This is a genomic window from Micromonospora sp. WMMD1076, assembly GCF_029581475.1.
GTDB classification, from domain to species: domain Bacteria; phylum Actinomycetota; class Actinomycetes; order Mycobacteriales; family Micromonosporaceae; genus Micromonospora; species Micromonospora aurantiaca.
On sequence record NZ_CP120862.1, the window covers coordinates 2,811,205 to 2,822,163 of the forward strand.

A 10,959-nucleotide genomic window follows, 5' to 3' on the forward strand; every position below is an offset into this window, starting at 1 on the left:
GGGGACGCTGCGGGACGAGCGGCGCCGGCAGGCGGGCGGCCGCGACCACCGACGAGGAGGCCCGATGAGCGTCTCGGCCGTGGAACATCTGACCCGGGGGACCGCCGGCCGGCACCCGGAGCTGCCCGAGACCACCTCCGGCACCATCCGCCTGGATCTGCGCGACGAGGGCTGCACCGAGCACTGGTACCTGACCATCGACCGGCAGGACGTCCGGGTGGACCGCGTGGCCGAGGAGGCGGACCTGGTGGTCGGCGCGAGCCGGGAGGTGTTCGACCGGATGGCGGCGGGGCGCCTGCACCCGGCCGCCGCGCTGCTGCGCAACGACCTCGCCGCGCGCGGCGAGCTGAAGCTGCTGATGACGCTGCGCCGGATCTTCCCCGGCCCGCCGGACGCCCGGGACCCCCGCGACGTGGCCGGTGAGCAGGTGGTGGCCCGATGAGGCAGGAACTGGTCCACGTCCTCGCGGGCAACACCTTCGCGTTGAGCGACGCGCAGGGCGACATGGAACGCGACCCGTGCGCCCCGATCGGCCTGTTCTCCTTCGACACCCGGTTCCTGTCCCACTGGGTGCTCATGATCGACGGCGAGCGGCTGCACGCGTTGTCCCGCGACGACCTGACCTACTTCGAGACCCGCTTCGTGCTGGTGCCGGGTGCGGCCAGCCACTACGTGGACGCCGACATCTCGGTGATCCGGCACCGCTCGATCGACGAGGCGTACCACGAGAGCGTCACGGTGCTGAACCACTCGGCCGAACCCGCCGAGTACACGGTGCGGATGGAGATGGCCGGCGACTTCGCCGACACCTCCGAGATCCTGCGTCCCGGCCCGCGCCGCCCGACCGTGATCCCCGAACCGGAGGGGCAGCGGTTGCGGATCCGCTACGAGCGCGGGCGGTTCGCCCGGGAGACGTGCATCTCCAGCACCGCCCGGGCCGAGGTGGACAAGCGCGGGATGACCTTCCGGATCCGTGTCGAGCCGCAGGGCAAGTGGCACGTCGACCTGCACGTCGCCATGATCATCGAAGGCGCGGGCGGGCAGGACCTGCGGGCCGGCATCGAGTCCCACAGGCAGCACGTCCGCCAGGACATGCGGGACGGCCTCGAACGGTGGTTCGACCGGGCGCCGCAACTGGTCTCCGGCCGGTCCGCGCTGACCGCCGTGTACCGGCAGGCCCTGACCGACCTGGCCGCCCTGCGGTACATGCCGCTGGCCTACGCCGACCGGGTGCCGGTCGGCGGGATGCCCTGGGCGATGGCGCTGTACGGGCGGGACGCGCTGATCACCTGCCTCCAGACGCTTCCGTTCACACCCGAGCTGACCCCGGCCACGCTGCACGTGCTGGCGATGGTGCAGGGCGGCCGGCTCGACGACTACCACGAGGAGGAACCCGGCAAGATCGTCGCTGAGTTGCGGTACGGCGAGGCGGCCGCGTTCGACGAACAGCCCACCACGATCTACTACGGGGCGGCCGACACCACGCCGCTGTTCGTGATCCTGCTCGACGAGTACGAGCGCTGGACCGGTGACACCGACCTGGTCCACGAGTTGCGGCACCCGGCCCGGATGGCGCTGGACTGGCTGACCCGCTACGGCGACCAGTGCGGCGACGGTTACCTGCGGTACCGGCCACGCAACACGGTGAACGGGGTGGCCAACCAGACCTGGCGGAACACGCCTGCGGCGATCGTCGACCGGCACGGCGTGGAGCCGCCGTACCCGCGCGCCACGTGCGAACTCCAGGGGTACGCGTACGACGCGCGGATCCGGGGCGCCCGCCTGGCCCGGGAGTTCTGGGACGACCCGGGCTACGCCGAGCGCCTGGAGGCGGACGCGGCGCGTCTGCGGGAGCGGTTCAACAATGACTTCTGGTTGCCGCAGCGGGGCTACTACGCGCTGGCGCTCACCCCCGACGGCGAGCCGGTCGACGCGCTCACCTCGCACCTGGGACACCTGCTGTGGAGCGGCATCGTGGAGCCGGACCGGGCCGACGCGCTGGCCCGGCACCTGCGCGGGCCGGACCTGTTCTCCGGCTGGGGCGTGCGCACCTACGCGCAGGGGCAACTGCCGTACAACCCGGTCGGCGCGCACCTCGGCGCGGTGTGGCCCTGGGACAACGCGATCGTCGCGGCGGGCCTGCGGCGGTACGGCTTCGACGAGGAGGCGGCCGACATCGCCGCGGGCGTGTTCGCGATGGCGGAGACGCTCGGCGGATCGGTCCCGGAGACGATCGCCGGCTACCCCCGCGCGGTGACCAAGTACCCGGTCCAGTTGCCGGAGGCCGGGCGACCGCAGTCGTGGGCCTCCGGTGGGCTGCTGATGCTGCTGGCGACGATGCTGGGGTTGCGTCCGTGCGGGGAGAACCTGCTGGTGAATCCGGCCGTCCCGAGCGGGTTCGGGCGCATCGAGCTGCTCGACGTGCCGGGCCGGTGGGGTAGAGCCGACGCGTACGGCCGGGAACGCGGCTCGGGCTGGCGGATGCGCGCGGGCCAGCCGGCCCACCGGGCCGCCTGACCGGCCCGCCGCTCAGGCCGAGCCGGTCGTCTCCCGCTGGGCTGCCGTCGCCGGCTCCACCGGCCCGGCCGCGGGCGCCTTCTCCACCGCATCGGCACGCCCGGCCCGGGCGAGCAGCCGGTCCACGCCCACGAACAGCAGGCCCAGCACCCAGAACACCGCGGCGAACCCGGCCGCGCTGACCGCCACCCCGTCGTAACCCAGCTCGCCCGCGTCGATGAACGGGTACGGGTACCTGTCCACGATCAGGCCGCGTACCAGCGCGAACCCGAGGTATCCGAGCGGGAACACCAGCCACCAGGCGGCGTACCGGGGGCGCAGCCGGCCGCGCCTGCCGAACAGCGCCCAGTCGGCGACCGCCAGCAGCGGTACCACAGTGTGCAGGAACTGGTTGCCCCACCACTCGCCCGGTTGCCGGTCCGGCTGAGCCATGGCGAACGGACTGGCCGGGTTGGCCAGCACCAGGTGGTAGACGGTGCCGGTGATGGTGATGTAGAGGGTCACAGCGCCCTTGAGGACGCTCGGTGGCTCCGGCCGGCCGCGCAGCGCGCACCAGGCGGCGTACCCGGCGAGGACGCCGACCGCCACGTTGCTCTGGATGGTGAAGTACGGCAGCAGGCCGGTCACCGTGGCCGGGCCGAGCGCGGTGAGGACGATGCCGGCCAGCACGGCGAGCACCACAGCGAGGCGGAGGAGGATCGCCGGTAGGCGACGCCGGGGGGTCACGGGGGGCAAGTTACCAGCCGGTCGTCAGCCGGGACGCCACCCGGGCGGGGCGCCGGTGAGCCGGCCGGGTGGCTCGGCCGGGCCGACGGCGCAGGGGGCGCGGTGGCGACCGGCGGCGCTGCCGGACGCGCGGCGCGCGGCAGGTTCCCGGTCGCGGCGAGCGCGACGCCGCCGGTGAGGGACGCGGCCAGTGCGGCCACTGCCACCCGTACGCCGAACCGGGCACCGCGGCGACGGCGCATCCACCGGGCGGCCCGGAACGCCGCGACCGCTGCCGCCTCGCCGTCGAGTTCGCCCGTGCCGGGCGCGGCGCGGACCGCGTCCAGCACGGCGGCCAGTCCCGGCGGGGCGGTCGGCGTGTCGCCGAAGCGGCCGACGAGCAGCCGCTCGACGGTCTCCTGGTCCAGGCCGGATGCGTCCATCTCGTCACCCTCAGCGCCGCCACCCGGCCGGGCGTCACACTCCGGCACGCCCCGGAGCCGGTGAGGCGGTCACCCGGCGCCGGTCACGGCAACGGGGCATCTCCGGTTGCCGATGTCCCGCACTCGCGATGAACTGAATCACATGGGTGTCATCAAGGTGGGCACGTCCTCCTGGGCCGACCAGACGCTGGTCCGCTCCGGCTGGTATCCACGCGGGGTCAACACGCCCGCCGGCCGGCTCGGCTGGTACGCCGAGCGGTTCGGACTGGTCGAGGTGGACACGTCGTACTACGCCGTGCCCGCGCCGGAGACGACGGCGGGCTGGGCGACCGCCACCCCGGCCGGGTTCACCTTCGACGTCAAGGCGTTCCGGCTGTTCACCGGCCACCACACGCCGGTCGACGCGCTGCCCCGCGACCTGCGTCCGGCCGGCGGCCCGAGCCGGATCCGCTGGCGTGACCTGCCCGCCGGGGCGTACGACGAGTTGTGGGACCGGTTCCACGCGGCGCTGGCGCCGCTCGCGGCGGCCGACCGGCTCGGCGCCGTGCTGTTGCAGTTCCCGCCGTGGCTGGCCCGCGGCGAGGCGGCCCGGCGGCGGATCCTGGACGCCGCGCGGCGCTGCCGCCCGTGGCCGGTCACCGTCGAGCTGCGGCACTCGTCCTGGTTCGACGGGGACGCGATGGCCGACACCGTCACGTTCCTGCGTGAGCACGACCTCGGGTACGCCTGCGTGGACATGCCGCAGGGGCACGTCTCCTCGGTGCCGCCGATCCTGGTCGCCACCACCGATCTGGCCGTGATCAGGTTCCATGGGCACAGCACCGCCTGGGAGAGCGGCGACAAGCAGGAGCGGTTCCGCTACGCCTACGGCGAGCGGGAGCTGCGGCACTGGTCGGTGCTGCTGCGCGAGCTGGCCGACCAGTGCGCCGAGCTGCACGTGCTGATGAACAACTGCTGCGGCGACCAGGCCCAGCGCGACGCCGCCCGCCTGGCCGGCCTGCTCGGCGTCGCGCCCGCCGCCGCACGCGCCTGACGTTTCCTCGGCCGTCGTCCGGGTACCGCGGCAGCATGGCGCCGGGCCTGGTCGACGACACCGGGCACCCGGTGGCCGAGTCACCGGTGCCGGACAACGAGCCGTCGGCGCCGGGCCGGCCGGGTGAGGACGGCACCGGCTCCTGAACTCTCAGGGACGCGTCTCCGGGTGCATCCCGGTGGCCTCCTCCAGCGCGTTGTCACCGAGGTCGCCGTCCGCGCTGTCGTCCGGGAACGTCCGTCCCGACGGGGCCGGATCCGGCGGCGCGCCCGGCCCGGCCTCGGGCGTCCGGGTCGGCTCGACGGATCCGAACCCGTGCCGGCCCGCCTTCGGTCCGCCCGGCCCGGCGCCGGCCGCACGGCGCTCGCCGAGCCGCCCCTCGGGTACGGCGGTCTCCTCGCTGCCCTCGTCCATCGGGTCGCTGTCACCGGCGCCCCACGGCGGGTCGGCGTCGAAGCCGTCGGTGGTGCCCCACGGCGCGACCGACTCCGGCCCGCGCCCGTCACCCGTACCCGGACGGTCCCTGCTGGTCATGGTCACCTCGCCTGGCTGCTCATGTCCGTGCCGCCCGCCGGCGGACGGTCTGGTCCCGGGGCACCGCGCGGCCGGTGACCCACCCCGATGTGGGTCGCCGGCCGCGCGGTGGTCAACGGGCCGCCCCGACCAGATGACGTCCGGCCGCACCCACTGCGGCCACCTTGCCGATGTTCTTCGGCGCGGACATCAGCCCGCCCGCGCGGTCGAGCATGCCCCGGAACACCTGGCCCGGTTTCTGCTGCTCGCCCATGTACGCCGACACCACGACGAGCGCGCCGGTCAGCGCCGGGACCGCCCACTGGAGCAGCCTCATCTGCCGCTGGCTGGCGGCGACGTTCGCCGGGGTGTGGTGGTTGGGCTCGGTGGTCCCCTCGACCGGCGGGCCGCCGGCCTTCTCCAGCCGCATGCCGACCAGCCGGCTGTAGCCGGTCACCGCCAGCGCGCCGACTGTCAGCGCGGTCTTCACCGCGCTCATCTTCCCCACGCCCGCCTGGCGGGCCATCCGCGGGCTCTCGGTGACCAGTTCACCGACCGCGCCGGCCAGGTGCGCGCCGATCGCCGCCGCGTTGACCGGTGTCCACCGCGCCCACCCGGCCGAGGCCACCGGCAGCCGCTCGGTCGTGTCGTTGATCCGTGCCGCCGCGCCGTTGACGCCGAGCGCCCCCATCAGGGAACCGCCGAACCAGGCCGCCAGGCCCAGGTCGTGCATCGAGCGCAGCGTGGTGTGCCGTTCTGACATCAGATCCCCCTCCGCCGTGTTCGGGCGGTGCGGCATACCCACGATCGGGCGACTCACGCCCGGCGTGGCGGGGAGAAGGAGGGCTCAGCGGCGGGGGAGCGTGCCGGCGAACGCGGCGACCCGGTCGGCCAGGGGCGCCGACGCGCGTACCCAGGTGAAGTGGTCGAGCGGCGCGCCCGCCTCGGCGACCGTGTAACGGTGCCGCGTCACCGGCGCCGCGGTCAGCTTCTCGCAGAGGTGGTCGAGGGTCTCGTGCGGCGTGTACTGGTCGTCGTCGACGCTCACTGCCAGCACCGGTGTGCGGATCCGCCGCACGGCGGCCTCCGTGTCCACCCCGTCCAGCGCCGGGAAGCGGCCGGTGCGGGCCGTGTGCGCCCAGTCCCGGATGACGCCGGCGGCCTGCCGGCCGCCGAAGCCCCAGCCCGGCCAGACGCCGAGCAGCCGGGCCGTGGCCGCGATCGCCTGGGTGTACGGCAGCACGCCCCACCCGCGCAGGCCCGGGTACCGCCGCCACCACGGCAGCCCCACCGCCACCAGGGCCAGCCCGTCCACCCGGTCGTCGTCGTGCAGCGCCTGGCGCAGCACCGCCACCTGACCGCCGAGGGAGTGCCCGAGCAGCAGCCGGGTACGGCCGTCCAGCCGGGGCTTGAGCGCGTCGAGCACGGCGCCGATGTCGGTGGCCATCTCCTGGTAGCCGTAGCGGCAGGCGCGCGACGGCGCAGGGGTGCTCTCGCCGGTGCCGCGCAGGTCGGCCACGATCACCGCGAGCCCGGCGTCGCGCAGCGCGGCGGCGAACGGCCGGTAGTAGCGGGCGCGTACGCCCATGGCCGGCCAGATCAGCACCACCGGCGCGCCGGACGGACCGGCCGGTTCCGGGTAGACCTGCACGCCGATGCGCGCGCCGTCGACGTCCACGAACTCCTGGGTGTAGTCCCCGCTCACCCGGATCAGGGTACGGCCCGAACCTACCGGTGGGTAGCAAGGGGTGGCGGGACCCGTTCGCCGTGCTTGCGGCGGCTGAACCGCTCCTCCTCGGCGGCGGCCAGCACCCGGCCGTCGACCACCGGGGCGGCGGCCGGGTCGCGGAAGATCGCGTTGTGTCGCGGCGGGGCGTCAGCCCGGCAGCATCCCGGGACCGAACACCTCGTAGGCGATCCGCTCGACCGGCACACCCCGGCGCAGCAGGTTGCCCCGGACCAAATTCATGAACGCGACCGGACCGCACAGGTGCGCGGCCACCCCGGCCGACAGCGGGAGCCGGTCCGGGTCGATCAGCCCGGCGGACACCTCCGCCTTCAGGCCGGGCAGGTCGGCCCCGGCGGCGTCGAGATACCAGAGGTGGACGGCCAGGTTCGGCAGCCGCTGCTGGAGCACGGGGAGTTCCGCGCGCAGCGCGTGCGCCTCGGCGTCCCGGTCGGCGTGCGCCAGCGTCACCCGGCGGCCGGGGTTCCGGTCGGCCAGGTGGGCCAGCGCCGCCATCGCCGGGGTGAGCCCGATACCGGCGCTGACCAGCAGCAGCGGCCCGTCGCCGCCGGTGGCGTCGACCTCGCCGAACGCGGGGCTCAGCCGTAGCGTGTCGCCGACCGCGACCCGGTCGTGCAGGTGGCCGGAGACCATGCCGTCGGGCGCGCCGCCCTCGCCGCGTACCCGCTTCACGGTGATCCGCCACGTGTCGGCGCCGGGGCGGCCGGAGAGGCTGTACTGGCGGATCTGCTGTCCCCGGCCGCCGTCCAGGTCGACGGCGACCGAGACGTACCGGCCGGGGGTGAAGCCGGGCGCGGCGCCGCCGCCGGCCGGCGCGAGGGTGAGCGAGACGACGTCGGCGCTCTCCCGGGCCCGGCCGGTCACCCGCCAGTCCTGCCACACCGGGCCGTCCTCGGGCACGCCGGCACCGGCGTAGAGCCGCGCCTCACGGGCGATCAACTCGCAGGCCAGCAGCCAGTAGACCTCGTCCCAGGCGGCTGCCACCTCCGGTGTGACAGCGTCGCCGAGCACCTCGCCCACCGCGGCGAGCAGGTGCCGGCCGACGATCGGGTACTGGGTGGCGGTGATGCCGAGCGAGGCGTGCTTGTGCGCGATCCGGTCCAGGACCGGTCCCCACGGCATGCCGGTGTCGGCGGTCAGGTGCGCCGCGTACGCGACCACAGCCGAGGCGAGCGCGGCCTTCTGCGCCCCGGTGGCCTGGTTGCCCCGGTTGAACAGGTCCAGCAAATCCGGGTGGGCGTCGAACATCCGCTGGTAGAAGCGGCCGGTGATGGCCTCGCCGTGCGCCCGCACGACGGGCAGGGTGGCGGTCACGACCGCAGCTGAGGATTCCGAGAGCACGACCGAATCTCCTTCCGGGGCTCGAACAGGTCGATCCCACGAAACAGGAATCTGCGATTCCTCTTTTAGGGCCGAAGGTCCCGGTGCCGAGGTGGCATGGGTCACCGTGAATCTGCTGGTGTCCCGGACGGCGTCGAGTGGCTAGGGTCGGTGCGTGAGGCTCAACCGGTCGACCGACATGGCGTTGCGGATCGCCATGCTGACCGCCGCGTCCCCGGTCCGGGCCACGGTCGACGAACTCGCCACCCGGCTCGAACTGCCCCGCAGCCACGTCGCCAAGGTGGTGCAGCGGCTGCAACGCATCGGCGTCCTGGTGACCATCCGGGGCCGCTCCGGCGGCGTGACCTTCGCCGAGCACGCCGGGGACCTCACCGTCGGCCGGGTGGTCCGCGCCTTCGAGGGCGACGGCGAGGTTGTCGACTGCGCGCAGCCGGTCTGCCCGCTGGTCGCGGAGTGCCGGCTGCGCGGTGAGCTGCGCCGCGCGCAGGCCGCCTTCCTCGCCGTGCTCGACGGGGTACGCCTCGGCGACCTGGTCGAAGGATCCGCCGGCCCGCTCCTGCTCAGCCTCGGCGCGCCACCGGCCGGCCGCTGATGGCCGTCTCCCATCCGATCTTCTCCCGGATCTTCGCCCGCGCCAGCGTCGCGATGGACCAGGCCGGGATGGCCGAGCACCGCGCCCGCCTCGTCGCCGGGTTGCGCGGCCGGGTGGTCGAGGTCGGCGCCGGCAACGGGCGCAACCTCGCGCACTACCCGCCGCAGGTCAGCCGGGCGCTCGCCGTCGAGCCGGAACCCCGTCTGCGCGCGCTGGCCCGCGCCGCCGCACCCGGCGCCCCGGTGCCGGTCACCGTCGCCGCCGGGCTGGCCGAGGCGCTGCCGGTCGCCGACGGCACCGCCGACGCGGTGGTGCTGTCGCTCGTGCTCTGCTCGGTGCCGGACCAGGCGGTCGCGCTGGGCGAGGCACGCCGGGTGCTGCGGCCCGGCGGCGAACTGCGCTTCTACGAACACGTGGTGGCGCAGACGCCCGGCCTGCGCCGGGCCCAGCGCCTGGCCGACGCCACGCTCTGGCCGCTGTTCTGCGCCGGCTGCCACACCGCCCGGGACACGGTGGCCGCGATCCGGGCCGCCGGGTTCGAGGTGACCGCGCTGGACCGCTTCCGCTTCCCGCCGACCGGGCTGCCGGCCCCGGCCTCGCCGCACGTGCTCGGCACCGCGATCCGGGCCTGACGCGGCCGGCGTCCCGCGTCGCGGGACGCCGGCCGCCGCTGTCAGCTCACGCTCACCGTGCCGTCCGGGGCGCGGACGCAGGAGACGGTACGGGCGCCGGTCGCCGCCGCCCCGGCCAGGCACCGGCCGAGCACCTTGTGCCCGGCGGCGTTCGGGTGCCACGACTCCTGGCAGGTCTGGAAGTACGTGCCGCAGGCGTTGGCGATCCGCTGGATGTCGAGCTTGTCGTACCCGGAGAGGCTGGTGACGAACGTGCCGCTCGGGCCGTCCATCAGCCGGATCGGCGTGGCCACGGCGTTGCCCGGGCTGCCTGTCGACTCGCAGAGCCGGGCGCCGTCGAACGCGCGCTGCACGTTCAGGTAGACCAGGTCGTCCTGCGGGAACTCACCGGCCAGCGTGCCGCGTACCGAGCTGACGAGCGTGCCGAGCCCCTGCGAGAAGCGGTGGCCGGGCGCCAGGCTGGCCCGGTGGATCGGGCAGCCGGCCGCGTACCGCTCGGCGCCCAGCGCGCGGAACTTGTCCCGGGTGTCGTCGCGGCTGTCCTCGGTCCAGTAGCTCTGGTCCAGCTCGAACGGCAGCGGGTTGGTGTAGTCCTGGAACACCACCCGATGCTGCCCGTCGGCATCGATCTGGTCCAGCGTGGTGAGCAGCTGCCGCAGCGCCGCTGTGGTCTCCGCGGTGGCGGCGGTGAACTGCGCGGCCGTGCCCAGGTCGGCGTCGGTGCACGGCTTCTGCTCCACCGGCCCGCCCAGGTACGCCCAGAACTCCCACCAGCCGGTCCACGCGTCGGCGATGAACCGGTTGGCGCACTTCTCCGCCACGCTGCCGAAGGTGAACGAGCTGTTGTTCGAGCCGAGGCCGACGAGCACCAGGTCGATGTCGTGGGTCCGCGCCACCGACCGGAGCTGGTCGAGCTGGGCGGCCACCTGCCGCCCCTTCGTACGGGTGGCGGAGGCGTTCGCGATGTCGTACGGCTGGCCGCCCGAGCAGGCCAGGTTGAACCGCGCGGAGATGCCGGGCAGGTCGGCCTGGAACAGCGAGGCGTTCGGGGAGCGGTGGCAGAAATAGGCGTTGGCGTTGGCGGCGGACCAGCCGGGGAAGCCCTGGGACACCCCGTTCACGTCTGCCACCGGCGCGTACGCCCCGGCGCCCTCACCGCTGATGAAACTGTCTCCCAGCGCCACCGCGGCGGTGGGCAGCGCGGCGGCCGCGGGCTGGGCTGGTGCCGCGGCGGCGGGTAACGCCACCGTGGCGAGCGCCAGCGCCGCCGCGAGCGCGGAACGACGGAACACGGACATGCCCGACCTCCCAGACATCGAAATGTGAAAGATTCTTCAGGGGGGCGATCAGATCACGCACGTGTGACGGACGTCAATGGCCCGACATCAGTGGCCCCGCACCGGGGAAGACATCCGGCGCCCGGGTCGTTGTGCCGC

Annotated in this window: 12 protein-coding genes; 5 read left to right on the top strand and 7 right to left on the bottom strand. The window is 74.5% G+C overall.

All coding sequences use genetic code 11. The annotated features are described in order from the left end of the window. The first annotated feature begins 64 nt into the window (after nt 1-64). Nucleotides 65-442, top strand: a complete 378-nt coding sequence (locus tag O7622_RS13655) for an SCP2 sterol-binding domain-containing protein (RefSeq protein WP_282313686.1) — start codon at nt 65-67, stop codon at nt 440-442. After that, the gene (locus O7622_RS13660) at nt 439-2,517 is read left to right on the top strand and encodes a glycogen debranching N-terminal domain-containing protein (protein WP_282313687.1); all 2,079 of its coding nucleotides are present in this window, start codon (nt 439-441) and stop codon (nt 2,515-2,517) included. The genes O7622_RS13655 and O7622_RS13660 overlap by 4 nt, the downstream gene beginning before the upstream one ends. Nucleotides 2,518-2,529: 12 nt before the next feature. On the opposite strand, the gene O7622_RS13665 is transcribed toward O7622_RS13660, so the two are convergent. Together O7622_RS13665 and O7622_RS13670 are read right to left on the bottom strand one after the other, a co-directional pair. After that, nucleotides 2,530-3,243 carry a Pr6Pr family membrane protein gene (locus O7622_RS13665; protein ID WP_282313688.1) on the bottom strand — a complete coding sequence of 238 codons (714 nt, stop codon included), beginning with the start codon at nt 3,241-3,243 and terminating at the stop codon, nt 2,530-2,532. Next, a complete protein-coding gene (locus O7622_RS13670) occupies nt 3,240-3,665 on the bottom strand; it encodes a hypothetical protein (RefSeq protein ID WP_282313689.1) in 426 nt (141 codons plus the stop codon). The genes O7622_RS13665 and O7622_RS13670 overlap by 4 nt, the downstream gene beginning before the upstream one ends. Before the next feature lie 142 nt (nt 3,666-3,807). Here O7622_RS13670 and O7622_RS13675 point away from each other — a divergent pair, with 142 nt between their 5' ends. Further along, nucleotides 3,808-4,698, top strand: coding sequence for a DUF72 domain-containing protein (locus tag O7622_RS13675; protein WP_282313690.1), 891 nt, complete (start codon nt 3,808-3,810; stop codon nt 4,696-4,698). 150 nt (nt 4,699-4,848) lie between these two features. Here the strand turns inward: O7622_RS13675 and O7622_RS13680 are convergent, their stop codons facing one another. From O7622_RS13680 to O7622_RS13695, 4 genes are all read right to left on the bottom strand, one after another. Continuing rightward, nucleotides 4,849-5,232 (bottom strand): hypothetical protein, encoded by a 384-nt coding sequence (locus O7622_RS13680; RefSeq protein WP_282313691.1) that lies wholly within the window; start codon nt 5,230-5,232, stop codon nt 4,849-4,851. Between the two features lie 112 nt (nt 5,233-5,344). After that, nucleotides 5,345-5,974 carry a hypothetical protein gene (locus O7622_RS13685; RefSeq protein ID WP_282313692.1) on the bottom strand — a complete coding sequence of 210 codons (630 nt, stop codon included), beginning with the start codon at nt 5,972-5,974 and terminating at the stop codon, nt 5,345-5,347. 84 nt (nt 5,975-6,058) lie between these two features. After that, the gene (locus tag O7622_RS13690) at nt 6,059-6,916 is read right to left on the bottom strand and encodes an alpha/beta fold hydrolase (protein ID WP_282313693.1); all 858 of its coding nucleotides are present in this window, start codon (nt 6,914-6,916) and stop codon (nt 6,059-6,061) included. A 171-nt stretch (nt 6,917-7,087) separates the two neighbouring features. Continuing rightward, a complete protein-coding gene (locus O7622_RS13695; protein ID WP_282313694.1) occupies nt 7,088-8,299 on the bottom strand; it encodes a globin domain-containing protein in 1,212 nt (403 codons plus the stop codon). Between the two features lie 154 nt (nt 8,300-8,453). Here O7622_RS13695 and O7622_RS13700 point away from each other — a divergent pair, with 154 nt between their 5' ends. Both O7622_RS13700 and O7622_RS13705 read left to right on the top strand, forming a co-directional pair. Further along, complete coding sequence (locus tag O7622_RS13700) at nt 8,454-8,891, top strand: Rrf2 family transcriptional regulator (protein ID WP_282313695.1); 438 nt, start codon at nt 8,454-8,456, stop codon at nt 8,889-8,891. Next, nucleotides 8,891-9,523, top strand: a complete 633-nt coding sequence (locus tag O7622_RS13705; RefSeq protein ID WP_282313696.1) for a class I SAM-dependent methyltransferase — start codon at nt 8,891-8,893, stop codon at nt 9,521-9,523. The genes O7622_RS13700 and O7622_RS13705 overlap by 1 nt, the downstream gene beginning before the upstream one ends. A gap of 41 nt (nt 9,524-9,564) precedes the next feature. Here the strand turns inward: O7622_RS13705 and O7622_RS13710 are convergent, their stop codons facing one another. After that, on the bottom strand, nt 9,565-10,821 hold the full coding sequence (locus tag O7622_RS13710; protein ID WP_282313697.1) for a hypothetical protein: 1,257 nt from the start codon (nt 10,819-10,821) through the stop codon (nt 9,565-9,567). Nucleotides 10,822-10,959 lie beyond the last annotated feature (138 nt).

What these genes read in the sequence shown, in the direction of transcription:
- O7622_RS13660 (WP_282313687.1), top strand. Translation starts at nt 439, where the DNA reads ATGAGGCAGGAACTGGTCCACGTCCTCGCGGGCAACACCTTCGCGTTG.
- O7622_RS13675 (WP_282313690.1), top strand. Translation starts at nt 3,808, where the DNA reads ATGGGTGTCATCAAGGTGGGCACGTCCTCCTGGGCCGACCAGACGCTG.
- O7622_RS13655 (WP_282313686.1), top strand. Translation starts at nt 65, where the DNA reads ATGAGCGTCTCGGCCGTGGAACATCTGACCCGGGGGACCGCCGGCCGG.
- O7622_RS13705 (WP_282313696.1), top strand. Translation starts at nt 8,891, where the DNA reads ATGGCCGTCTCCCATCCGATCTTCTCCCGGATCTTCGCCCGCGCCAGC.
- O7622_RS13685 (WP_282313692.1), bottom strand. Translation starts at nt 5,974, where the DNA reads ATGTCAGAACGGCACACCACGCTGCGCTCGATGCACGACCTGGGCCTG.
- O7622_RS13710 (WP_282313697.1), bottom strand. Translation starts at nt 10,821, where the DNA reads ATGTCCGTGTTCCGTCGTTCCGCGCTCGCGGCGGCGCTGGCGCTCGCC.
- O7622_RS13670 (WP_282313689.1), bottom strand. Translation starts at nt 3,665, where the DNA reads ATGGACGCATCCGGCCTGGACCAGGAGACCGTCGAGCGGCTGCTCGTC.
- O7622_RS13680 (WP_282313691.1), bottom strand. Translation starts at nt 5,232, where the DNA reads ATGACCAGCAGGGACCGTCCGGGTACGGGTGACGGGCGCGGGCCGGAG.